This is a genomic window from Mesorhizobium sp. M0217 (assembly GCF_040321955.1).
GTDB lineage: Bacteria > Pseudomonadota > Alphaproteobacteria > Rhizobiales > Rhizobiaceae > Mesorhizobium.
Genome location: NZ_JAMYSN010000013.1, coordinates 88062 through 110168, shown reverse-complemented (window position 1 = coordinate 110168; position 22107 = coordinate 88062). Strand labels below are relative to the sequence as shown.

31 protein-coding genes are annotated in these 22107 nt (G+C 63.2%); 15 read left to right on the top strand and 16 right to left on the bottom strand.

Annotation, left to right across the window (positions count from 1 at the left end; translation table 11 throughout):
* Window positions 1-16: 16 nt before the first annotated feature.
* Window positions 17-601 (bottom strand): TetR/AcrR family transcriptional regulator, encoded by a 585-nt coding sequence (locus NKJ18_RS20730; RefSeq protein WP_352759447.1) that lies wholly within the window; start codon window positions 599-601, stop codon window positions 17-19.
* A 103-nt stretch (window positions 602-704) separates the two neighbouring features.
* Here NKJ18_RS20730 and NKJ18_RS20725 point away from each other — a divergent pair, with 103 nt between their 5' ends.
* Window positions 705-1520 (top strand): oxidoreductase, encoded by an 816-nt coding sequence (locus NKJ18_RS20725; protein WP_023832020.1) that lies wholly within the window; start codon window positions 705-707, stop codon window positions 1518-1520.
* Between the two features lie 68 nt (window positions 1521-1588).
* Window positions 1589-2590, top strand: a complete 1002-nt coding sequence (locus tag NKJ18_RS20720; RefSeq protein WP_023730811.1) for an NADP-dependent oxidoreductase — start codon at window positions 1589-1591, stop codon at window positions 2588-2590.
* A 96-nt stretch (window positions 2591-2686) separates the two neighbouring features.
* Here the strand turns inward: NKJ18_RS20720 and NKJ18_RS20715 are convergent, their stop codons facing one another.
* Complete coding sequence (locus tag NKJ18_RS20715) at window positions 2687-3604, bottom strand: polyprenyl synthetase family protein (RefSeq protein ID WP_352445288.1); 918 nt, start codon at window positions 3602-3604, stop codon at window positions 2687-2689.
* Between the two features lie 132 nt (window positions 3605-3736).
* On the opposite strand from NKJ18_RS20715, the gene NKJ18_RS20710 reads away from it, so the two are divergent.
* From NKJ18_RS20710 to NKJ18_RS20695, 4 genes are all read left to right on the top strand, one after another.
* Complete coding sequence (locus tag NKJ18_RS20710; RefSeq protein ID WP_050587122.1) at window positions 3737-4444, top strand: biosynthetic peptidoglycan transglycosylase; 708 nt, start codon at window positions 3737-3739, stop codon at window positions 4442-4444.
* Window positions 4445-4597: 153 nt separating this feature from the next.
* Window positions 4598-4780, top strand: coding sequence for a 50S ribosomal protein L32 (rpmF, locus tag NKJ18_RS20705; RefSeq protein ID WP_008834724.1), 183 nt, complete (start codon window positions 4598-4600; stop codon window positions 4778-4780).
* Window positions 4781-4976: 196 nt separating this feature from the next.
* The gene (locus NKJ18_RS20700) at window positions 4977-5924 is read left to right on the top strand and encodes an agmatinase (protein WP_352519841.1); all 948 of its coding nucleotides are present in this window, start codon (window positions 4977-4979) and stop codon (window positions 5922-5924) included.
* 193 nt (window positions 5925-6117) lie between these two features.
* Window positions 6118-6519 carry a hypothetical protein gene (locus tag NKJ18_RS20695; RefSeq protein WP_023670154.1) on the top strand — a complete coding sequence of 134 codons (402 nt, stop codon included), beginning with the start codon at window positions 6118-6120 and terminating at the stop codon, window positions 6517-6519.
* A 122-nt stretch (window positions 6520-6641) separates the two neighbouring features.
* On the opposite strand, the gene NKJ18_RS20690 is transcribed toward NKJ18_RS20695, so the two are convergent.
* The 3 genes from NKJ18_RS20690 to NKJ18_RS20680 all read right to left on the bottom strand — a co-directional run bounded on the left by NKJ18_RS20690 (window position 6642) and on the right by NKJ18_RS20680 (window position 8090).
* Window positions 6642-7073: a GlcG/HbpS family heme-binding protein gene (locus NKJ18_RS20690; protein ID WP_352759445.1), complete on the bottom strand. Its 432-nt coding sequence runs from the start codon at window positions 7071-7073 to the stop codon at window positions 6642-6644.
* A gap of 176 nt (window positions 7074-7249) precedes the next feature.
* Window positions 7250-7483 (bottom strand): hypothetical protein, encoded by a 234-nt coding sequence (locus NKJ18_RS20685; RefSeq protein WP_023684002.1) that lies wholly within the window; start codon window positions 7481-7483, stop codon window positions 7250-7252.
* Between the two features lie 79 nt (window positions 7484-7562).
* Window positions 7563-8090 carry a winged helix-turn-helix transcriptional regulator gene (locus NKJ18_RS20680; RefSeq protein ID WP_023754138.1) on the bottom strand — a complete coding sequence of 176 codons (528 nt, stop codon included), beginning with the start codon at window positions 8088-8090 and terminating at the stop codon, window positions 7563-7565.
* Between the two features lie 115 nt (window positions 8091-8205).
* Between NKJ18_RS20680 and NKJ18_RS20675 the strand changes: the two genes are divergently transcribed.
* From NKJ18_RS20675 to NKJ18_RS20655, 5 genes are all read left to right on the top strand, one after another.
* On the top strand, window positions 8206-9039 hold the full coding sequence (locus NKJ18_RS20675; protein ID WP_352759443.1) for an alpha/beta fold hydrolase: 834 nt from the start codon (window positions 8206-8208) through the stop codon (window positions 9037-9039).
* A gap of 116 nt (window positions 9040-9155) precedes the next feature.
* A complete protein-coding gene (locus tag NKJ18_RS20670; RefSeq protein ID WP_023683999.1) occupies window positions 9156-9812 on the top strand; it encodes a glutathione S-transferase family protein in 657 nt (218 codons plus the stop codon).
* Between the two features lie 5 nt (window positions 9813-9817).
* Window positions 9818-10144: an ArsR/SmtB family transcription factor gene (locus NKJ18_RS20665; RefSeq protein WP_023699361.1), complete on the top strand. Its 327-nt coding sequence runs from the start codon at window positions 9818-9820 to the stop codon at window positions 10142-10144.
* A gap of 23 nt (window positions 10145-10167) precedes the next feature.
* The gene (locus tag NKJ18_RS20660; protein WP_032893136.1) at window positions 10168-10542 is read left to right on the top strand and encodes a nuclear transport factor 2 family protein; all 375 of its coding nucleotides are present in this window, start codon (window positions 10168-10170) and stop codon (window positions 10540-10542) included.
* 16 nt (window positions 10543-10558) lie between these two features.
* Window positions 10559-11023: an SRPBCC family protein gene (locus NKJ18_RS20655; protein WP_023670148.1), complete on the top strand. Its 465-nt coding sequence runs from the start codon at window positions 10559-10561 to the stop codon at window positions 11021-11023.
* 29 nt (window positions 11024-11052) lie between these two features.
* Here the strand turns inward: NKJ18_RS20655 and NKJ18_RS20650 are convergent, their stop codons facing one another.
* The 3 genes from NKJ18_RS20650 to NKJ18_RS20640 form a co-directional block, all read right to left on the bottom strand.
* The gene (locus NKJ18_RS20650; protein WP_023670147.1) at window positions 11053-11316 is read right to left on the bottom strand and encodes an ArsR/SmtB family transcription factor; all 264 of its coding nucleotides are present in this window, start codon (window positions 11314-11316) and stop codon (window positions 11053-11055) included.
* Between the two features lie 32 nt (window positions 11317-11348).
* Complete coding sequence (locus tag NKJ18_RS20645; RefSeq protein ID WP_023670146.1) at window positions 11349-12587, bottom strand: MFS transporter; 1239 nt, start codon at window positions 12585-12587, stop codon at window positions 11349-11351.
* 96 nt (window positions 12588-12683) lie between these two features.
* Window positions 12684-12878: a DUF1192 domain-containing protein gene (locus NKJ18_RS20640; RefSeq protein WP_023670145.1), complete on the bottom strand. Its 195-nt coding sequence runs from the start codon at window positions 12876-12878 to the stop codon at window positions 12684-12686.
* Window positions 12879-13024: 146 nt separating this feature from the next.
* Here NKJ18_RS20640 and NKJ18_RS20635 point away from each other — a divergent pair, with 146 nt between their 5' ends.
* From NKJ18_RS20635 to NKJ18_RS20625, 3 genes are all read left to right on the top strand, one after another.
* The gene (locus NKJ18_RS20635) at window positions 13025-14035 is read left to right on the top strand and encodes an NAD(P)H-quinone oxidoreductase (protein ID WP_032887144.1); all 1011 of its coding nucleotides are present in this window, start codon (window positions 13025-13027) and stop codon (window positions 14033-14035) included.
* 421 nt (window positions 14036-14456) lie between these two features.
* On the top strand, window positions 14457-14597 hold the full coding sequence (locus tag NKJ18_RS20630; protein ID WP_023670143.1) for a DUF1127 domain-containing protein: 141 nt from the start codon (window positions 14457-14459) through the stop codon (window positions 14595-14597).
* 325 nt (window positions 14598-14922) lie between these two features.
* Window positions 14923-15615, top strand: a complete 693-nt coding sequence (locus NKJ18_RS20625) for a DUF1013 domain-containing protein (protein ID WP_023670142.1) — start codon at window positions 14923-14925, stop codon at window positions 15613-15615.
* Between the two features lie 63 nt (window positions 15616-15678).
* Here the strand turns inward: NKJ18_RS20625 and NKJ18_RS20620 are convergent, their stop codons facing one another.
* From NKJ18_RS20620 to NKJ18_RS20610, 3 genes are all read right to left on the bottom strand, one after another.
* Entirely contained in the window at window positions 15679-16398 is a 720-nt protein-coding gene (locus NKJ18_RS20620; protein WP_023670141.1) for a helix-turn-helix transcriptional regulator, read from the bottom strand.
* A gap of 126 nt (window positions 16399-16524) precedes the next feature.
* Window positions 16525-16935, bottom strand: a complete 411-nt coding sequence (locus NKJ18_RS20615; RefSeq protein ID WP_031205930.1) for a hypothetical protein — start codon at window positions 16933-16935, stop codon at window positions 16525-16527.
* Between the two features lie 181 nt (window positions 16936-17116).
* The gene (locus NKJ18_RS20610; RefSeq protein ID WP_023670139.1) at window positions 17117-17287 is read right to left on the bottom strand and encodes a hypothetical protein; all 171 of its coding nucleotides are present in this window, start codon (window positions 17285-17287) and stop codon (window positions 17117-17119) included.
* Between the two features lie 204 nt (window positions 17288-17491).
* On the opposite strand from NKJ18_RS20610, the gene NKJ18_RS20605 reads away from it, so the two are divergent.
* The gene (locus NKJ18_RS20605; RefSeq protein WP_023670137.1) at window positions 17492-17653 is read left to right on the top strand and encodes a hypothetical protein; all 162 of its coding nucleotides are present in this window, start codon (window positions 17492-17494) and stop codon (window positions 17651-17653) included.
* Window positions 17654-17662: 9 nt separating this feature from the next.
* Here the strand turns inward: NKJ18_RS20605 and NKJ18_RS20600 are convergent, their stop codons facing one another.
* From NKJ18_RS20600 to NKJ18_RS20580, 5 genes are all read right to left on the bottom strand, one after another.
* Window positions 17663-17923, bottom strand: coding sequence for a hypothetical protein (locus NKJ18_RS20600; RefSeq protein WP_023706279.1), 261 nt, complete (start codon window positions 17921-17923; stop codon window positions 17663-17665).
* An 85-nt stretch (window positions 17924-18008) separates the two neighbouring features.
* The gene (locus tag NKJ18_RS20595) at window positions 18009-18722 is read right to left on the bottom strand and encodes an SGNH/GDSL hydrolase family protein (protein ID WP_352759438.1); all 714 of its coding nucleotides are present in this window, start codon (window positions 18720-18722) and stop codon (window positions 18009-18011) included.
* A 63-nt stretch (window positions 18723-18785) separates the two neighbouring features.
* Window positions 18786-19526 carry a DUF899 domain-containing protein gene (locus tag NKJ18_RS20590; protein ID WP_023693666.1) on the bottom strand — a complete coding sequence of 247 codons (741 nt, stop codon included), beginning with the start codon at window positions 19524-19526 and terminating at the stop codon, window positions 18786-18788.
* A gap of 172 nt (window positions 19527-19698) precedes the next feature.
* Entirely contained in the window at window positions 19699-20724 is a 1026-nt protein-coding gene (locus NKJ18_RS20585) for a class I fructose-bisphosphate aldolase (RefSeq protein WP_352759436.1), read from the bottom strand.
* A 120-nt stretch (window positions 20725-20844) separates the two neighbouring features.
* Window positions 20845-22047: a phosphoglycerate kinase gene (locus NKJ18_RS20580; RefSeq protein WP_352759434.1), complete on the bottom strand. Its 1203-nt coding sequence runs from the start codon at window positions 22045-22047 to the stop codon at window positions 20845-20847.
* Window positions 22048-22107 lie beyond the last annotated feature (60 nt).

Genomic DNA, 22107 nt, shown 5'->3' with positions numbered 1-22107 from the left:
CTGCCGCCACCGGCCTCTAGGATGCCTTCTCGCCGTCACGTGGCTGGATCAGCCTGCGCGCGGCATCTGCTCCTGCCGCAAGGAAGCGATCCGACAATTCGGTCCCTGCCACCGCGCGGGCCAGTTGAAGCGCGCCGATGAGGGTCGCAAAGACGCCCATGGCAACGCCTTCCGGATCCCTGGCCTGCGGAAGCGCTGCAGACAACTGGCGCACCAAAACCAGCAAGCGTTCGGTGTAGACTTGGCGCGTTTCGAGCGGCTGACGCGCGAGTTCCGGGAGCAGCGCGGCGTTGGCGCAGCCCGTTCCCGGGTTGTCCCGGTGCGCAGCTGACAGATACGCCGCTATGCCCATCTCCGGACCACCGGCGGCCAATACCTCCTGCAGTTGCTGCATCTGGCTCTCCAGTGCCGCTACCAGGCTTTCACGCACAAGCTCCGCCTTGGATTGGAAATGCGGATAGAAGGCTCCGTTCGTCAGCCCGGCGTCGCCCATAATGGCTGCCAGTCCGGACGCGGCGATGCCGTCACCGCGAAAACGCTGGGCTGCGACCTCGACGATGCGATCGCGGGAGGCGTCCTTTCGGCCCTTTTCGTAGCGCATGGCGGCTCTTCCTTTCTGCTATTGCATTAAGAGTGTAGTGTGATATTACGATCATAATTCAATCAACGGCAAAAAGCTAGCCCTCATGTCTCTGGAGTATCAAATGAATACCCTTTCGGGAAGAACCGCAGTCGTGACCGGAGCCTCTTCGGGCATCGGCCGCGCAAGTGCCGAGGCCTTGGCGGGGGCGGGGTATACCGTCTTTGGGACAAGCCGCAGCAAGGCCGGCAACGGCCCGGCGCAGGTGTCCATGCTAACCTGCGACGTGACCGACGGGGAGTCGGTCAGCGCGCTGGTTTCAGCCGTGCTGGCCCAGACCGGCCGCATCGACCTCTTGGTCAACAATGCCGGTGTCGGCCTGCTTGGCGGCGCCGAGGAATCTTCGGTCGCACAGGTGCAGGCTCTGTTCGACGTCAATCTGTTCGGCGTCATGCGCATGACCAATGCGGTGTTGCCGTCGATGCGGCGCCGCGGCCAAGGGCGCATCGTCAACATCGGCTCGATTCTGGGATTGGTGCCCGCGCCATACTCAGCGCACTACTCGGCGGTCAAGCACGCGCTGGAGGGCTATTCGGAATCGCTCGATCATGAGGTTCGCGCCTTCAACATTCGCGTCTCGGTCATCGAGCCGGCATTCGTGCGCACCGTCTTCGACCAGAACGGCATCGAGCCGGATTCCCTGTTGAAGGAGTACGATCAAGCGCGCGCCGGGCTCAAGGCGCTGCTTGCCGATGTGATGCCCAAAGCCGATCGGCCGGAAGTGGTGGCGGATGTGGTCGTCAAGGCAGCGACCGACGCCCGTCCGCGACGGCGCTATACCGCAGGGAAGGCAGCGCGCCAGGTCAGCCTGCTGCGCCGCTTCGCCCCCGCGGGGATGTTCGACAAGACCTTGCGCAAGCAGTTCCGCCTGCCGGTCTGAACAACGGTGGGACGGAGAATTTCACGCACAGACAGCAGGCCAACAGACACTCTCAGAAAGTCACTGCCATGAAGGCATTCGTTGTCGACAAATATAGCAAGAAAGGCATTTTGCGGCTGGCCGAGATGCCGGAGCCGGAGCTGCTGGACAATGACGTCCTGGTCGAGGTCCATGCCGCCGGGGTGAACCTGCTGGATTCCAAAATCAGGACCGGCGAATTCAAACTCGTCCTTCCCTATCGCCGGCCCTTCATCCTCGGTCACGACGTTGCCGGGAGGGTTGTCAGGGTGGGCTCGAAAGTCCGCAAATTCAAACCCGGCGACGCCGTCTATGCGCGGCCGCGCGACGGCCGGATCGGGACATTCGCCGAATTCATCGCAATCGATGAAGCCGACGTGGCGCTGAAGCCGGCGAACCTCAGCATGGAAGAGGCGGCCTCGATCCCGCTGGTCGGTCTGACCGCCTGGCAGGCTCTCATCGAGAGGGCGGGTCTGAAGACAGGCCAGAAGATCTTCATCCAGGCTGGCTCCGGCGGCGTGGGGACATTCGCCATCCAGTTGGCAAAGCACCTCGGCGCGATCGTTGCGACAACAGCGGGCGCGGCAAGCAACGATCTGGTCAGGGATCTCGGCGCCGATGTCGTCGTCGACTACAGGAAGGACGACTTCGAGAAAATCCTGTCGGGCTACGACGTCGTCCTGAACAGCCAGGACGCCAAGACGCTTGAGAAATCCCTGACTGTGCTGAAACCGGGTGGGAAGCTCATCTCGATTTCCGGTCCTCCGGATCCCGAATTTGCCAGGAAACAGAGACTGAACGTGGTGCTAAGGCTGCTGCTGCGGCTGCTGAGCCGTGGTATCAGGACCAAAGCCAAGCGCCGGGGCGTGGGATTTTCGTTCCTGTTCATGTCGGCGCAAGGTGAGCAGCTGAGCAAAATCACGTCCCTCATCGAAGATGGGGCGATTCGCCCGGTCGTCGACAGGGTCTTTCCTTTTGAAGCGACCAATGAGGCGCTGGCTTACGTCGAAACAGGACGCGCCAAGGGCAAGGTCGTCGTCAAGGTCAGATAGCGCGCCCAGTTGCTTTGGGGCATTTGAGAGACACCAAGCAAGGCAGCGCAAGGCCGACAAATTCCGAAAACGGTTCGGCATCCGATTGCCCAAACCTCAGTTGTTGCGGATTGCCACGAAGCTTGCCGCTGCCTTCAGCAAGGATGCCTGTTCACCGTATGGCTCAAGCAATTCATGGGCCTGCTTGACCAGCCCATGGAGCTGGCTGCGCGCCCAGTTCGCGCCATGCAGCGCCACCAGCGTCGCCTTGCCGGCGGCTGCGTCCTTGCCGGTCGCCTTGCCCATCTGGCTGGCATCGGCGGTCAGGTCGAGCAGGTCGTCGGCGAGCTGGAAGGCAAGCCCGACCGCCGAGCCGAATTCGGCCAGCCGGTCGCGGTTCTGCGGTGCGGCGCCGGCAATGATCGCGCCGGCTTCGCAGGCGAAGCGGATCAGCGCGCCGGTTTTCATCGCCTGCAGCCGGATAATGCCGGCTTCGTCCGGCCTGTTGCGCTCGGCTTCGAGGTCGAGCGTCTGCCCGCCAACCATGCCCCCGGTGCCAGCCGCGCGCGCCAGCGCCAGCACCAGCGCCGCCCTGCGCTCCGCCGGCAGCGCCGTCGCCTCATCGGCGAGGACATCGAAGGCAAGCGTCAGAAGCGCATCGCCGGCAAGTATGGCGGTAGCTTCATCGAAGGCCTTGTGCACGGTCGGCTGGCCGCGGCGCAGATCGTCGTCGTCCATGGCAGGCAGATCGTCATGGATCAGCGAATAGCAATGCACGCATTCGAGCGCCGCCGCCACGCGCATCGCCGCCTCGCCATCCGCGCCAAAAAGGGCGGCACTTTCCATGACCAGGAAGGGGCGCAGCCGCTTGCCGCCGTTCAGCACGCCATGGCGCATGGCCGCCATCAGACGCTCCGGTCGGGCGATCTCGCCGGCAAGCGTGCGGCCGTCGAGCAGCAGCCTGAGCCCGGCCTCGATCGCCGCCGCCCGCCCCAGAAGTGCGGCCTCAAAGGCCAATTGCTCGTCTTTCGTCATGGCCGGGAGCGGTAGCCGACACTCAGACGTTGCGCAAGAAGCCTCGCGCCATTATGCCGGAGGCGGGAGAGTGGCGCGGGTGGGGGCGGCTTGACGGAACCGATCGTCGATCATGAAACCGAAGGGTTTGAGATGGCGCGACCAAGGCGCGTGAACCGCGCCGGTCTGAAGCGCCTGGCACGGCGCGGCCTGGTCGTCGCCGTCGTGCTGGCGGCGATACCCATTGTGCTGACCTTCCTCTATCTGCCGTCCTTCGTGCATCCGATATCGACCTTGATGGTCAAAGACCTCGCGACCTTCTCCGGTTACGACCGGCGCTGGGTGTCGATCGACGATGTGTCCCCGGTGCTGGCCAATTCGGTGATCATGTCGGAGGACGGGCAATTCTGCTTCCATCGCGGCATCGATCTCGGCGAATTGCGCGGCGTCGTCGACGATGCGCTGGCCGGCGAGGCGACGCGCGGCGCCTCGACCATCACCATGCAGACGGTGAAGAACCTTTTCCTGTGGTCGCGGCCGCTGGGCTCGGTGCGCAAGGTGGTCGAACTGCCGCTGGCCGTCTATTTCGATGCGGTGATGTCGAAACGGCGGATCATGGAAATCTATCTCAACATCGCCGAATGGGGGCCGGGCATTTACGGCATCGAGGCGGCGGCGCAGCATCATTTCGGCGTTTCGGCCAAACAGCTGTCGCGGCGGCAGGCGGCATTGCTGGCCGTCTCGTTGCCCAATCCGATCGCCCGCAATCCGGCCAAGCCCGGTCCGGGTCTGCGGCGCCTGGCGTCGCTGATCGAACGCCGCGCCGGCCGTTCGGGCGCGTATGTCGGTTGTCTTGATTAGGTAGAACCGCTGCCGGCTCAAAAAAAATCGCCACGGTGCTGGCCAAAACGGCGCAGGGCGTGTATAGGCACCCGACTTTCTCAGATTATGGCCCTGACGCGGCCCTTTCACGAGGGCTATCGGGGCATTTTGACCATGTAGTGGAGCATATCCATGGCCGTTCCGAAACGAAAAACCTCTCCGTCCAAGCGCGGCATGCGCCGCTCGGCCGACGCTCTCAAGGCCCCGACCTATGTCGAGGACAAGAATTCCGGCGAAATGCGCCGCCCGCACCATATCGACCTGAAGACCGGCATGTATCGCGGTCGCCAGGTGCTGACGCCCAAGGAAAGCTGAGACCAGCTTTCGAAGGGTTTGAATGCCAAAAGAACCGGCCATTGGCCGGTTTTTTTGCGTTTGGTGCGCGTCGCGCCGCCAACTATGCCAAAGACCGGGCGTCCGTGGCGATACAAGCTGCGGCGGCGGTGCTGTATTGAGTGATGCCTTGTCGCGGCGCTTCCGCGCGATGATCGGCCGGCTTCAGAGGGACCGCATGACCAAGCTCACCACAGCACCGCGCGATATCTTCCAGACCTTCATGAACTTCCCGCTGGTCGAGGACCTCGATGCGCTGAAGGCGGATGTCGCCATCATCGGCATGCCTTACGGCAGTCCCTACACGATCGACGAGTTGGTCAACGACCAGACCAACGCGCCGACGGCGGTGCGGCGCGCCTCGCAGCGCATCAGCCTCGGGCTCGACCGCTATGATTTCGACATTGGCGGAACCCTGTTTGACGGGCAGGACGTCAAGGTGGTCGATGTCGGCGATGTCCCCGGCGATACCGCCGGCAGCCACTACAGGTTGGCCGAAACGGCGATCCGCAAGATCCGCGTCGCCGGCGCCTTGCCGATCACCATTGGCGGCGATCACGGCATTCCAATCCCGATCCTGCGGGCGCTGGACGGCGAAGGGCCGATCACCCTGGTTCAGATCGATGCCCATCTCGACTGGCGCGACAATGTCAACGGGGTCAGGGAAGGCTATTCCAGCCCCATCCGCCGCGCTTCGGAGATGGCGCATATAGCCGGGATTTTCCAACTCGGCATCCGCGGCCAGGGCAGCGCCCGGCTCGAGGAGGTCGAGGCGGCCCGCGCCTACGGCTCCAACATCGTCACCGCCAATGAATGGCAGGATATCGGTACGGCGGCGCTGCTCAAGCGCATCCCGGACCGTGGCCGCTATTACCTGACCATCGATGCCGACGGTCTCGATCCCGCTGTCATGCCGGCGGTCGAAGGCCCGGCGCCTGGCGGCATCAGCTACCGGCAGACGATCGAACTGATCAAGGGGCTGTTCGCCAAGGGACGTGTCGTCGGCATCGACATCGTCGAGATCGCGCCGGCGCGCGACGTCAACGAGATCACCTCGATGACCGCCGGCCTTTTCATCCTCAACGCTATCGGCGCCGCCGTGCGGACAGGCCAGTTCAAGCGCTGAATCCCGGCGTGTCGGTGGTCAGCCGGGGCAACTGTGGCTGACAGGGTTGTTTCGCGCGGTCTTTTTCCGTGTTTGCGGGCGCTAGCGAAAAATCTTGACGGCGTGCCTGCGGGGCATTCTACAGAAGGTGCCCCCATTGTTTAGGCAATTCCTTGGGAAACCGCTTTCCTGGAATTGCTAGAGGAGACGCCTGATGTTCGGTGCCATCCCGCTGCTGATCGTGCCCTTCGTGGCCTACAATCTCGGACTCCTCGGAATATTCGGCAGCGGCGACGATCCGTGGGCGACCGAGATCTTCTCGTTCAGCATGATGTCGGGCGGAGTGTTTTCGATGACGCTCGGCGACTTGATGGTCGTGATCGGGCTGATCTTCCTGTTCCTCGAAATGGTGAAGTCGGTGCGCACCACGAACGCTTCGATCATGGACCATCTGTTGTCGACGCTGGTCTTCGTGGCGTTCCTGGTCGAGTTCCTGCTGGTGAAGGGCGCGGCGCACTCCGTCTTCTTCACGCTGATGGTGATCGCCCTGTTCGATGTGCTGGCCGGGTTTTCGGTGTCGATGCGGTCGGCGAGTAGAGACATAAATTTGAACTAGCCGCCTTCGTTGGATGGTCGCATCCGTTCGCGATTGGCGTGGCTGCTCTTTCTGGTCGTCATCCCAGGGTCTTCGCGACGGAGTTTCGCTCCTGCTTCGCCCTGGGATGACGAAGCTCCCCCTCAGCCCGGATCGGCGGTGAAGCCCGCCGCTTCGATGCCGGCGATGGCGGCGGCTTCGTCATTGTCCGACGTATCTCCCGAAACTCCGACGGCGCCGATGACGGCGCCTGCCTTGTCGCGGATCAGCACGCCGCCGACGACCGGCAACACGCGTCCACCCGAGACGTCGGAAATGCCGGCGACGAGATGCGGCCGCTCCTTGGCGAAAGCCTCGACACGGCGCGAGCCCATGCCGATGGCCAGCGCCCCATAGGCCTTGCCGGCCGACATTTGCGGGCGCAGGAACGAGGCGCCGTCCTGACGCTGGAAGGCGACGAGATGCGCGCCGGCATCCAGCACGGAAACGCCGAGCGGTTTGAGCTTCATCTCGGCGCCCTTGGCGAAGGCGGCGTCGATGATGTGCTTGGCTTTTTCGAGGGTCAGTGCGGTCATGGCTGTCTCCTGATCAAAACGCGTCAATCATCGACCTGACATGCGGGATGCGAAATCCCGGTTGCGGTTGAAATTGCTTCGCGTGGGAAAGCGGAAATGGCGGGCATTGCTGATCGTGGCACATGGCGGATACGATCCGCCGGCATCCAGATCGGGCGTCGATGAAGAAGGCCGCGCTATTTTTTCTTGGCTCGGGGCGCTTTCTTGACCGGAACGGCAGGGGCGTTGGCGAGGTCTTCCGCTTCCTTGGCAAGGCGCAATGCCCGGAGCTTGTTGGTCTTGGCCTGGCGGGCGTCGGCCTCGGCGACATACTCCGCCATCGCCTTTTGCCGCACCGTGGCGGCCTCTTCCTGCTTCTTGAAACGCATATCCGCCCGGGCGCGGGCAGTATCCTTAGAGTTCTCGACCAAGAGCGTTATCCAATCCCGTAAATTATGTTTTTCAGCCCCTTGATAGCAGAGCCGGCCTGATAATGGGGAAATAAGTTGGTCAAGCGGCGGGGGCCTCGATGCCGCTCGACGCCTTGCGGGCGACCACCGCCTCATATCCGGCCTGCAATGTAGCGCGGACGGAAGGCCGCGCGGGTGTGGCGACAGGCGTGCCCAGATGGTCGTGGCGCAACTCGTCCATGAACTGCTCCCACATTGGCGGTCCGCCTTTCTCCAGCAGCTCGGCCCGGATCGAAAGCTCCTCGCTCACCGGCAGCCAGACGCGGCCCCAAGCGCCGAGATGCGCCATGATCGGCACCAGCGTGATGGCCATCTCGGTCAGGCTGTAGATCGCCTTCTGCTTGTGCGAGGGGTCGTCGGCCTTGGTCAGCATGCCGAGTTCCATCAGCCGCTTCAGCCGGTCGGCCAGGATGTTGGAAGCGATGCCCTCGATCGAGCCGTTGAGCAGTTCGCGAAAGTGGCGTTTGCCGCCAAAAATCATGTCGCGCAGGATGATCAGGCTCCAGCGATCGCCGAACACTTCCAGCGACAGATTGATCGGGCATCCCGAGCGGTGTTCGGTTTTCATCCGACTCTCCTCAAAAAACCAGTTGCATTATCGTATCAGTTTTATTATCGTGCAACCGATTGCAAAATGCAACCAGTTTGATTGGCCTTTGATTGGCCGATAGGAGGAGAGTTCCATGACAAACGCCGAGGCACCCGAAATAGCCTCCCAGACGTTCGGCGATCCCGGCGATCCAGCCGTTCTGCTGATCATGGGCGCCATGGCCTCGATGCTGTGGTGGCCGGAGGCGCTCTGCAAAAAACTCGCCGGCGAAGGCCACTTCGTGATCCGCTACGACAATCGTGACACCGGCCTGTCGACCAAATATACGCCGGGCGAGCCGCCGTATACGTTCGACGACATGGCGGACGATGCGGTGCGCGTCCTCGACAGTTGCGGCATCGGCAAGGCGCATGTGATCGGGATGTCGATGGGCGGCATGATCGCGCAACGACTGGTGTTGAAACATCCCTTGCGTGTCATCTCGCTGACCGTAATCAGCAGTTCGCCGGTGGGGATCGACACATCGCAGCTGCCGGGAACGACCGAAGCCTATATGGAGCACTCGGCCGATGGCGCCAGAGTCGACTGGTCGAACCGCGACCAGGTGGTCGGCTTCGTCGTCAAGGATGCGCGTGCGATCGCCAGCACCGCGCATCCCTTCGACGAGAAGGCGATGCGGGCGTTCGTCGAACGGGACTACGACCGATCCGGCGGCTTCCTGAGCGCGACTAACCATTTCATGCTGAAGAGCTGCGAGGATCTGAAAGGACGCCTGCGCGAGATCAAGGTTCCGCTGCTCGTCATTCACGGGACATCGGATCCGATCTTTCCGGTCGAGCATGGCGCAGCCCTTGCCGACGCTGTTGCCGGCGGGCGGCTTGTCCGCGTCGAAGGCGGTGGCCACGAACTGCATCCCGACGACTGGGGCACGATCGTTGCCGCCATCGTCACGCATACCAAACCCTGAAGGCAGTCTGGAACCTTGACACATTCGCCTCACGGAAATAGTTAAGTAATTGCTTCAGTGTCGGCGCAGGCTGGCACCGCTCCAGCATCGGCGAACCACAAACAGACGAGCAAAAAATGTCCCTGACCTTCCATTTCCATCCGCTGGCATCGTTCTGCTGGAAACCGCTGATTGCGTTCTACGAGAACGACACGCCCTTCACGCCGGTTATCGTCGACCTCGGCGACGAGCAGTCGCGGGCAGCATTCCTGAAGGTGTCGCCGACCGGCAAGATGCCGGCGCTGCGTGACGATGCACGCAATCGCACGGTGCTGGAATCGACCATCGTCATCGAATATCTGGCCGCGCATTATCCCGGGCCGGTCGAGCTCATCCCGGCCGAGGCCGACCTTGCTCTCCAGGTCCGCCAGGCCGACCGTTTCTACGATTTCTACGTGCAGGCTCCGATGCAGAAGATCGTCGGCGACAGGTTGCGCCCGCAGGACAAGACCGATCCGTTCGGGGTCGAGGAAGCGCGCGCGCAACTGCGCAACGCCTATGCGATCATCGAGGAGGAGATGCGTTCGAAAATCTGGGCGGCCGGCCCCACCTTCACCATGGCCGACTGCGCGGCCTCGCCGGCGCTGTTCTACGCCAACAAGGTCGAGCCGTTCGGCGACAGCTATCCGGCCGTGAAACACTACCACGACCGCCTGCTCAAGCGGCCGTCCTTCGCCCGGGTGGTCGAGGAGGCGCAGCCCTACTTCAAGTTCTTTCCCTACAATAACGGCTGATCGCGATGCTGCACGATCCCGCCCAGCTCGACCTGATGTTCCAGGCGCTCGCAGACCCGGCCAGGCGCAGCATGGTCGAACGGCTGTCGCGTGGGCCGGCCTCGGTCAGCCAGTTGGCCGAACCGCTGGCGATGTCGCTGTCGGCCGTCGTCCAGCATCTCAACGTGCTCGAAGCAAGCGGGCTGGTGCGCTCGGAAAAGCTCGGCCGCGTGCGCACCTGCCAGATCGCGCCGCAGGCGCTGCGCAGCGCAGAACACTGGATCAACGAACGGCGGCTGACATGGGAGCGTCGGCTCGACCGGCTCGGCGATTTTCTCGCCGGGACCGAATGACCTGAAGCAGAGGAGAAATGACCATGCCCGGCAAAAGCAGAGCGGAGTTGATCCGCGGCTATTTTTCCGCCTACCAGGCGAATAACAAGGCTGCCGTCGCGGCGGTGCTCGCCGACGATTTCACCTTCACCAGCCCCTATGACGACGCCATCGACCGTGCGACCTATTTCGAGCGCTGCTGGCCGGACAGCCCGGCCTTCAGCTCGATCGTCATCGAGCGGATATGCGAGGACGAGGACGCCGCCTTTGTCCTCTATCGCTGCGAGACGGCGGACGGAAAGACCTTCCGCAACACCGAACTGCATCTGTTCCATGGCGACAGGTTGCGCGCCGTCGAAGTCTATTTCGGCGCGTCCTATCGCGACGGCGTCTTCGTCGCGCAGAAACCATCAAGCTGACCAAGAGGACCCGACCATGGCCGAACGATCCGTCGTCCACTCCACCTTCGTCCTCGAGCGCCTCTATCCAGTTGCGCCGGCGAAAGTCTATTTCGCGCTCAGCGATCCGGCCGCCAAGCGGCGCTGGTTCGCCGACCCCGACAACCCGATGACCCACAGGCACGAAATGGATTTTTGCGTCGGCGGCCAGGAGGTCAATGCCGGCGGGCCGAAGGACGGGCCGATCCACACCTATACCGCCACCTATCAGGACATCGTGCCCAACCAGCGCATCGTCTACAGCTACGACATGCTGTTCGGTGATGTCAGAATCTCGGTTTCGCTGGCGACAATTGAGCTTCGCCCGGAAGGCACGGGCACGCGTCTGGTGCTCACCGAGCAGGGCGCGTTTCTCGATGGGCACGACACACCGTCATCGCGCGAGCATGGTACCGGATTCCTGCTCGATGCGCTGGGCAAGGCGCTGGCAACGGACACTTGAAAGCCAGGGAGGCGAGCTGGAATCGCGGCCTATGCTTCCCAGAACTGATCAAGCCAAATATTGAGCTTGAGGAAGCCGCCACTGCTGACTGTATAGACCCGCCTCGTGCCCTCGGCCTTGGCCTGAACCAGACCGGCGTCCAGCAACACTTTCAAATGCTGGGACACGGCCGGGCGGGAGACTGGCAGGCCCGAAGCCAGTTCGTTGACGGTTTTCGGGCCACGCCGGAGCTCTTCCAGAAGATAGCGCCGGTTGGGGTCCGCAATCGCCATGAAGGCGTCAGAAAAGATCATGCCTATACTTGTGGGGCAAAGCTTTTCAAATCTCAACCGTCGGCTTCCGCTTTTCTGAGCCGCAGTGCTTCAGGGGTGACCGAGCGATCGGCCGGCTGGGTCTTGAAGGCGTCGCGGTCTTCGATCGGCACCGGCGCGCGGCGGCTGATGCGCAGCAACGTGTAGGCGGCGAGGCTGAGATGCGCCAGCGCGGTGGCCAGGAACAGGCCTTCGGGGCGGAGCCAACCCATCAGGGCGGCAGCCAGCAGGGGCCCGATCATGGTTCCGAAGCCATACAGAAGCAGCAGGCCGCCCGAGACCTTGACGAAATCCTCCGATCGGGCGTGGTCGTTGGCATGCGCCACGGCGATCGAATAGAGCGTGTAGGCAAAGGCGCCGTAGGCGGCGGCGAAGACAATGACGAGGACGGCGGAACGCGGTTCGAACAGGAAGATCAGGATGGCGAACAGTGCGGCGCCGAAAGCCGCGCCCGCCAGCACGAAACGGCGGTCGGTCTTGTCGGAGAGGCGTCCGGCCGGAAGCTGCATGGCCGCGCCGGCAATAACGACAAGGCTCATCATCAGTGCGATCTGGGCGGTGGAGATGCCGATACGGGCGCCGTAGACGGCGCCAAGCGTGCCCCAGGCGCCATTGGCGATGCCGACCAACAGGCAGGCGATCGCCGACACCGGCGAGTTGGCGTAGAGACCTTTGACGTCGAGCTTGACGTCCTGCAAAGGCTTGGGAGACGAAGCCGACGACACCGCGGTCGGGATCAGCGACAAGCAGAACAATATGCCGGTGATCATGAACAGCGACGCCGATCTGACGTCGCCGCCCGCAACGATCATCTGGCCGCCCATGATCGAGGCATAGGTGACCATCATGTAGAGGCCGAAGACGGTGCCGCGGTTCTCGTTGGTGGCCTTCTCGTTCAGCCAGCTTTCGATGACCATGAAGGCTCCGGCCATGGTGAAGCCGGTGAAGGCGCGCAGCAGGATCCAGACATATTCGTCGATGATCAGGCCGGTAAGCAGCGCCACGATGGCGCCCGAAGCGGCAAAGGCGCCGAACGCCCGGACGTGGCCGGCGCGGCGCACCAGGCGCGGTGCGAAGAAGCAGCCGGTGACGAAGCCACCGGCCCAGGCCGTGCCCATCAGACCGAGCGATGCGGTCGAAAACCCTTCGATCTGGCCGCGCAACGGCAACAACAGGCCGTGCAATCCCGAAGCTGCAAGCAGGAAAGCGGTGCCGCGAAGCAGCGAGAGGATCGGCCTGTAGCTTGCAAACATTGTTTGATCCGTCTGGAGATTCGGTGGCGGGGTCTGAAGACAGGCGCATTCGGGCTTTTCGGCGGCGGATGCTCAACGCCGAAACTAACGCGAAAACTAGCCGCGGCGAAACAGGGCTTCGGCCGCCGATTTGGTGCTGCCCTTGGTCTGGAGCTCGGCTTCGAGCCGGGCAATCTCCTCGCGCAGGATGCTGATCCGTTCGGTAAGGTCACCGACCGAAAGCAGCGACAGATCCTGTCCGATCTCATGCGGGCGGGCTTTCTTTTTGGGTTCGTCGTCGAAGATCGCCATCGTCGCTCCTCCCTATTCAGTATTGGGCTGATTTGGCCATTTGCCTGATCCGGCAATCAGCATACATAGGGCAGGGGCGCAGATGCAAACAGCCGGCAAGAAGCTGGCAGCCGGCGACAGACCGGCGGACCGAGACGGGAAATTTCATGGCGAGCGGACATAAAATTCCAGCCACGATGACGGCCATCGCAATCTCGCAACCGGGCGGGCCGCGGGTGCTGAAACCGGAAACGCGCGACGTGCCGGTGCCTGGTCCCGGCGAAATCCTGATCCGGGTGCGTGCGGCCGGCGTCAACCGCCCCGACGTGCAGCAGCGCAAGGGCGCCTATCCGGCGCCGCCCGGCGCCTCCGACCTGCCCGGTCTCGAGGCATCGGGCGAAGTGGCCGCCCTTGGCGACGAGATATCGCGCTGGCGCATCGGCGACCGGGTCTGCGCGCTGACGCCGGGGGGCGGTTATGCCGAATATGTCAAGGTTCATGCCGGCAGCGTGCTGCCGCTGCCCGCCGGCTTCACCCACACGGAGGCGGCCGCGGTTCCGGAAAACTATTTCACCGTCTGGCACAATGTGTTCGAGCGCGGCGGCTTGAAAAAGGGTGAGACGCTGCTGGTCCATGGCGGCTCATCGGGCATCGGCACCACGGCGATCCAGCTGGCGTCGGCCTTCGGCGCGTATGTCGTCACCACCGCCGGCAGCAAGGAAAAATGCGACGCCTGCCTGAAGCTCGGCGCCGACCGGGCGATCAACTACCGCGAGGAGGATTTCGTCGCGGCGGTCAAGGATGCGACTGGCGGCAAGGGGGCCGACGTCATTCTCGACATGGTCGGCGGCGACTATATCGCGCGCAACTACGAGGCCGCCGCGGTCGAGGGCAGGATCGTCCAGATCGCCGTCCAGGCCGGCGCGGTGGCGAGCGCCGATTTCTCGAAAATCATGGTCAAGCGGCTGACCCACACCGGCTCGACGCTGCGGCCTCGCACGGTCGAGTTCAAGGCGGCGCTCGCCGCCGCACTGGAAGCACAGGTGTGGCCGCTGCTCGGCACCCGGAAGGTAGCGCCGGTGATGGACATGATCTTCCCGCTGACCGACGCCTGGCGGGCGCATGAGCGCATGGAAGAGGGCGAGCATATAGGCAAGATCGTTCTCGACGTCGGCTAGATGGGGCGAGATTCAGGTGAGGCCGGCCTGCGAATGGCGGCTCCCTGCGCTTCCGGCCTTCCGCCGGCCGAAGCCCTCATGAGGGGTTGCGGCAGCTAAGGCTACGTCCGGCGTAGGCCGGTGCTTCGAACTGAAGTACGCTCCGCTCCGGCCTTCGCCGGCCGAAGCCGTCATAAATGCCTCCGCTCTATGAAGGCTACGGCCGGCGTAGGCCGGTTCTCGGGAGCCGCCATTCTCGGCTCGGCCTGACCTGAAGCTCGCGCCATGCTCCGCGCTCAGCCTGTCGGCAAGATGAACAGAAGCTTAATGCTGCAATGCAGCATTTGCATTGCGGCTATGCAAAGACGTCTGTTCAATTCGTGGGCAGCCCTGCCTATCTAAGCGTCATCGAAACGATTTGATCCAACAACTGGAGGACACCATGAACCCGATCCGCGCTTTCCGTAACTGGCGTATGTACAACGAAACCGTGCGCGAGCTGAACAAGCTCAACGCCCGTCAGCTCAGCGACCTCGGCATCAGCCGCGGCGACATCGAGAGGATTGCCCGCAAGGCCATCTAATTCGAAGCCTGGTCGGCCGATGAGGCCTGACCACGCGGCAGAAGCAAGAGCCGCCGCAGACGGTATCCCGTCGCCGGTTCCGAGCCCGCTGGACCCTGTCCGGCGGGTTTTGTCGTTTTGGACCCCCTGTACAACTCGGCATCAATGATCGCCGGAGCCGAGGTCCTCCTGGCCTCCCCCGCTGTCCGTGTCCGACGGCTGCGCCCTGCGCCAAAAACATTGCGAAACGGCAGCGGAGCGGTTATACAGGCCGCGAATTTCCCATTTTGGTGGCTCTAAACCACCGCCCGCGCGGGAACGCGGGCGAACGAGAAGGATTTTTGAAATGGCCAATACGCTGCTGATGCCCAAGGCGACCGCCGTCTGGCTGGTCGACAACACCGCGCTTTCCTTCGAGCAGATCGCGCAGTTCTGCGGGTTGCATCCGCTCGAGGTCAAGGCGATCGCCGACGGCGAATCGGCGCAGGGCATCAAGGGCATGGATCCGATCATGACCGGACAGCTGACCCGCGACGAGATCGCGCGCGCCGAGAAGGATCCGAACCAGCGCCTGAAACTGTCCGACCCCAAGGTGCGGGTGCCGGAATCCAAGCGCAAGGGTCCCCGCTACACACCGCTGTCGAAGCGCCAGGACCGGCCCAACGCCATCCTGTGGCTGGTCCGCAACCATCCGGAATTGAAGGACGCGCAGATTTCGCGCCTGGTCGGCACGACCAAGTCGACGATCGAACAGATCCGCGAGCGCAAGCACTGGAATTCGGCCAATCTGCAGCCGATGGACCCGGTGACGCTGGGTCTCGCTTCGCAGATCGACCTCGACATGGAAGTCAACCGCGCCTCGCGCGGCCGCGAGCAGGCGCAGCCTGTCGGCGACACGCTGCTGCCGGCTGCCGTGACCGAGCGCCTGGTGCCGGCGCCGGAGAAGCCGAAGGACGAGGATGCCGAGCTCGACGCAAACGCCGTGTTCGCCAAGCTCTCGGCGCTCAAGTCCAAGAAGGAAGATGCGGACGACGAGTAAGGTTTGCGACAGTTCATCAAAAAAGCCCGCTTCGAGCGGGCTTTTTCATTGATTATCGAAGTCTCAGCTGCGCGCCGCCCGGTCCGGCGTCATGCCATAGTCCTCCGAGCGTTCGACGGCGCGGTAGAAGTCGGCAAGCTGCTTGCCGCGCTCAGGCTTGAAGATGCGGCCGGCGATGACCACCGAGGCGATGCGGTCGATGCGGAAGGCGCGGAAATCGTCGCGCATCTCGCACCAGGCAACCAGCGTCCATACCTTGCCCCAGAACCACAGACCGAGCGGACGGATGTCACGCCCGGTGCTGCGGCCGGCCTCGTCGCGGTAGTCGATGGTCAGCACCTGTCGCTTCTCGACAGCGCGCTCGATCACGTCGATCGCCTCACGCGCGGCGTCGCTCACCACCCACATCGGCGTGTGGATCTCGGTGCGGGCGATGCGGTCCTTCTCGGCGTCGGGCAGGACGGCGCCGATCTTGACCAGCGCCTCGTCGGCCGCACGCGCCATGGCCGCGCCGCCAAAGGCCCGCACCATGCGGGCGCCGGCGACCAGCGCGACGATTTCGTCACGCGTGAACATCAGCGGCGGAAGGTCGAAACCCTCCCTCATCATGTAGCCGACGCCGGCCTCGCCGTCGATTGGCACTCCGGTCGACTGCAAATCGGCGATATCGCGGTAGATGGTCCGCTCGGAAACCTCGAGCCATGTGCCGAGCTTCTGGGCGGTGACCAGCCGGCCGCCACGCAGGTGCTGCACGATCTGAAAGAGCCTGTCGGCACGTCGCATCGTATGGTCCCTCGACTGCTTGTCTATGAATGTCATGGTCCCAAAACCGGTTCCGCGTGACATCCATGTCCTGTTTTATGCTTGTCGTTCTCCCAAAAACCGCTGCGCACTTTTGGGCGACACGCATTATGGTTTAAGTCCTTCGCGCCTGCGCTGCACGGCGACGAATTCCGCGCCGAAGGACAACTTCTTCGTTGTCGGCGTGTTCACGTCGAGCACACGCCAGTACGGCGTGATATCGTTCAGCGTCATGCCGCGTTCGAGATCCTCATTGGCGGCTTCGGCGACGGTTCGCAGATGATAACCGATGGTGACCGGACATGTCACTTGCGCCCCATGCTCGATGGCGAGCGCGGTGCGCAAGGCGCGTACATCCATCTCGAGGCCGTTGGGGATCGTGCGGATGAAATCATCGACCTGACGGGGCGTCGGCACCAGCATCGGCTGGCCCTCGACGACGTCGCCCATTGTGCGTGGCGTCGGCTTCACGCCGTTGACGCCCGGCGTGTTCAGCCTGTCGTTCCAGCTTTTCACCATTCATGTCTCCTGACACGTTTATGGCATGGTGCTCCTGACAGCATTCTGTCAGGAGCCTTCAGCATTGTCCGTAGCAGGCGCCAAAGTTTTTGCGCCAGCCCGAGGGGTCGCCGCCCGGGGGGCCATGTCAATGATCCGGGCGTTGCGGGGTTCGCATCCAAGCATTGTCATGTAAAACGCCTCAGATCTCGCGAATGCGGCTGTGACCCTCATACATATCCGGCCAGCCAATGTCCTTGCGGATGTCCGCGGGCAAGGAGTTCAGGAAGCGCTGGGTACGAACTTCATTGCGCATCGTGCGGATCTTGCCGACATAGTGCTGTACGCTGTTCAAAATACCAAAGCTGTTCATGACCATCTCCTCTTCTCTGATGGAGACACTATTGCATACCCCTCCTGACAGCAGTCTGTCAGGAGCATGTCAGGTCGTTGAAGAAAGCTGCGAGGTGCTTGGCGGTCGGTTCGGAAACGAGCCTTTTGTCAGGAATGGCCAAGTCGACCGAGACCATGCAAGAACCGCTTTGACAGCCTGTCGCGATGCTGCTCAAAGGCGGGCATGTCGAAACTCCTCGCGCTCGTCATCATCGGCATGATGGCCATTCAGCTGATCAAGCCGCTCGGCTGGCCGGGCCTGAAGCGGCGCGGCGATTTCTGGAAGCTGGCCCTGATCGCCATGGCGGCCATCGCGCTGGCGGGTGCGCTGGGGCACTGGACATAGCCTTGAGGGTCAGGTCGGGTCCACCGTTCCCATGGCAATCATCCGGATGGCGTTGAGGCTGGGCACGAAGAAGTAATCGCCACCGCGCGTCGTCATGAATTCCGGCAGGTTCGCCGCAATAAAAGGCGTGCCGTTGGCCGGGCCGGCCGGAATGACATGCTTGCTCGATTCGGCGCGGTTGCCGGTCAGCGTGCAGGTGTCGTTGCCGGTTTCGGAATCCAGGCCGTAGCTCATCCATTGCTGCTGGATGATATTCTGGCTCAGATCCATTGGAAGCAGGCTGCAATCAACAGTATTTGGAAATACTCATGTCAGTTCTCTGAAGCCCACCAGTCCGAGCTTGTGCCCCCTCAGGTCAATCGGCGAGCACCCATCCGACCAGATGTTCGGCCCAGGCGCGGTAACCGGCTTCCGAGGCATGAAAGCCATCGGAGGCAAAGCCGGCCTCCGGGTTGGTGATCGGCAGCCGCGGCGCCGGCACGGCGCCGCGCTCGAAACAGAGGCGCTCGCCCATGCGGTTCATTGCGGTAGCGCGGATTTCGAGTATCTTGCCGAGCAGCGGCGGCATGGCCGGCGCACGGGTGAATTCCAGCACCGGCGACCAGACGACGCGGGCCTCCGGCCATTTGGCGCGCAGCGCGTAAAGCAGGCCGCCGAACTCTTTCTTGAAGCGCGGCACCGAGTGGAAATTCTTGGTGTCGTTGGTGCCGATGGCCAGCACTATATGCGTCCACCGATCGGCCGACAGATTGGGCAGCACATGGTCGCGGATCTGGCCCGACGTTGCCGAGTTGAACCCGGCGGCGCGCCAGCGCAGGGCAAGGCCGGTTCGTTTTGCGACCAGCATTGCAAGCTGCGCGGCAAGCCCGTTCTCGGAATTGCCGATGCCGACGGAAGCGGCCGAGGAATCGCCCAGCACCAGCAGCGAGATGGCCGGCGCCTTGCCCGATATTTCGTGCATGACCGGCCCTTGCGCCGGCAGCATGCGGGTGGTGCGGCGGCGCACGCCGAGGCCCTGCCAGACATAAACGGGGTAGGCGAGCCAGGTAAGAAGGGCCGGGAAGCGCATGGCGATACCGTTTAGAGATCAGCGGCAGCCTTAGCGCAAGTTTCGCCTGAGGTGAACGAGCTTCTAGTCGCAGCAGTTCGGCTTGTCCGCCTGCTTGTCCTGATATTCGTCATGCAGCCGCACCCAGTCCATCAGGCTATGATAAGGGCCATTTTCGCCGCGGCCCTTCGGTGTCATGTCGAGATAGTCGTAAGTGCCGATCTGGGCCTCGCCGCCGCGGGCGCGCGACATAAAGGTAAGGAATATGTCGCCGTTCTCTTCCTTGTAGAAAACACTGGTGCCGGGAAGGTCCTTTGACGTGCGCGGACGCGTCTCGAAATTGTAGGTGGTGTCGCCGGCCGCGATCTGCTTGTCGGTGAAGGAGACCTGCATGTCGAAGTTGAAATCCGAGGCGTAGGACGACACCCAGTCGAATTTCCAGCCCATACGCTGCTTGTAAGGCAGCAGTTCCGCCAGCGGCGCGCGCGCAACCACCACCAGCGACACGTCGTGGTGCCTGAGATGCTGATCGGCGCCGTCTATATGGTCGGCAAGGAAGGAGCATCCTTCGCAGCGGTGGTTCGATCCTGGCGTCATCATGAAGTGGTAGACGATCAGTTGGCTGTTGGCGCCGAACAGTCCGGCCAGGTTCTTCGGACCCTGCTCGGTCTCGAAGACATAGTCCTTGCGGATTTTCATCCAGGGCAGTTCACGCCGCTCGGCGGCGATGCGCTCACGCAACCGTGTCAATTCCTTCTCGCGCGCCAGATGCGCCTTGTGCGCCTCAAACCAGTCTTCACGCGAAACCACCTTGCTGCGAGTCATGAAGTTCTCCCTGTCTGTTCACCCAAGGACGTTTGGGGTGGGCAGAAACCGACATCGCCGTCAGCTTTTGCCGAAAAGGAGATAAGGATGGACGAACTCCGTCCAAGCCGGGCTTTGCATAAACAAACCCGGGCGCATCGGCCCGGGTTGTATGACAACGGGAGGACTGCGCTCAGGCGGCCTGTTCGAGGCTCGCCGTCCATCGTCCCAGCGCCGCCAGATGGTTCATGTGGGCACGATGGGTGAAGGCGGCCTGGCCGGCGGCGACGTTCGATGCCTTGCCGCTCCAGGCCTTTTGCGGGGCGGCCTGCAAGGCGCGGCCATAGGAGAAGGTCAGCTTCCACGGATGCGGCCCGATGGCGTTGATGGCGTTGAGGTTGGCGGTCGCCTCCTCGTCCGACTGCCCGCCCGAAAGGAAGGCGATGCCCGGCACCGCTGCCGGTACGGTTTCGCGGAACAGTTTTATGGTCTTTTCCGCGACCTCTTCGGGGCTGCTCACCTTGCCTGATTTCCTGCCGGCCAGCACCATGTTCGGCTTCAGGATGGTGCCTTCCAGCACAACGCGCGCCGCATGCAGCTCGTCATAGAGCTTGATCAGCGTTGCCTTCGAGATGTCGTAGCAGGTGTCGATGTCGTGCGCGCCGTCCATCAGCACTTCCGGCTCGACGATCGGCACGATGCCGGCCTCCTGGCACAGTGCGGCATAGCGGGCCAGCGCATGGGCATTGGAGGCAATCGAATTGGCCGAGGGCACGCCCTTGCCGGTGTCGATGTCGATCACCGCGCGCCATTTGGCAAAGCGGGCGCCGAGCTTGTAATAATCCGCGAGCCGCTCGCGCAAGCCGTCGAGGCCTTCGGTAACGGTATCGCCGGGAAAGCCCGCCAGCGGCTTGGCGCCGGCGTCGACCTTGATGCCGGGGATGGCGCCCGCCGCCTTGATGATGTCGACCAGAGGCGTGCCGTCGGCAGCCTTCTGACGGATGGTCTCGTCGTAGAGAATGACGCCGGAGATGTACTTCGTCATCGCGTCCTTGGCGCGGAACATCATCTCGCGGTAGTCGCGGCGGCTGTCGGCGGTCGATTCGACGCCGATGACGTCGAAGCGCTTCTTGATGGTGCCGGAGCTCTCATCGGCGGCCAGCAGGCCCTTGCCGCCGGCCACCATCGCGGCGGCAATGTCTTCGAGACGTTCGCTCATTTTTCTTCTCCTAAGGGGGTACGTTCCGCGCGTAACGGAAGTCTACCGCCAAAGGAATGGGATCGGAAAGCTCGAATCGATTGAAAGTTCCTGGCGTCCGTTTTTGCGCCCCCGATCCGGTCAGGCTTGTTTCTTCAGCACGTCGACGCCGGGCAGCGGCTTGCCTTCCATCCATTCCAGGAAAGCGCCACCGGCGGTCGAGACATAGGTGAAGTCGTCGGCGACGCCGGCATGGTTGAGGGCGGCCACCGTGTCGCCGCCACCGGCGACCGAGACCAGCTTGCCGGCCCTGGTGCGGGCCGCCGCGTGCCTGGCCGCCGCCACCGTGGCGTGGTCGAAAGGCTCGATCTCGAAGGCGCCAAGCGGGCCATTCCAGACCAGGGTCGCGGCGCGGTCGATCCATTCGCCGATCGTCTTCACGGTCTTTTCGCCGACATCGAGGATCATGCCGTCAGCCGGGACATCCGCAATGGCAACGGTTTCGCTGGCCGCACCCGCCTTGAATTCCTTGGCGACGACACCGTCGACAGGCAGGATGATGGCGCAGCCGGCCTCGGCGGCCTCGATCATGATCTGCTTGGCGGTCGCGGCAAGGTCATGCTCGCACAGCGACTTGCCGACAGCGGTGCCACGCGCGGCGAGAAAAGTGTTGGCCATGCCGCCGCCGATCACCAGCGCGTCGACCTTCTTCACCAGGTTCATCAACAGGTCGATCTTGGTCGACACCTTGGCGCCGCCGACAATGGCGACGACAGGGCGGACCGGATTGCCGAGCCCCTTCTCCAGCGCCTCGAGCTCGGCCTGCATGGTGCGGCCGGCATAGGACGGCAACAGCCGCGCCAGGCCTTCGGTCGAGGAGTGTGCCCGGTGGGCGGCGGAAAAGGCGTCGTTGACGAAGATATCGCCATTGGCGGCGAGCCGCTCTGTGAAGGCCGGGTCGTTCTTCTCCTCGGTCTTGTGGAAGCGGGTGTTTTCCAGCAGCAGCACATCGCCCTTGTTCATGGCGGCGACCGCACTGCCCGCCGTGTCGCCGACGCAGTCGCCGGCAAAGCCGACGGGGCGGCCAAGCACCTCCGCGGCAGCCTTGGCGATCGGCTCCAGCGAGAATTCGGGCGAGGGACCATCCTTCGGGCGGCCGAAATGCGCGAGCAGGATGACCTTGGCGCCCTTGCCGGACAGTTCGGCGATGGTCGGCGCAATGCGTTCGATGCGGGTGGCGTCGGTGACCTTGCCGTCGGCGACGGGCACGTTGAGGTCGACGCGCACCAGCACGCGCTTGCCGCTGATATTGCCGATATCGTCGAGTGTCTTGAAGGCGGCCATGCGGGTTCCTTTCCGTGGAAAATCGCCGGGACCATACCTCGCATCGATGACGATGCAAGG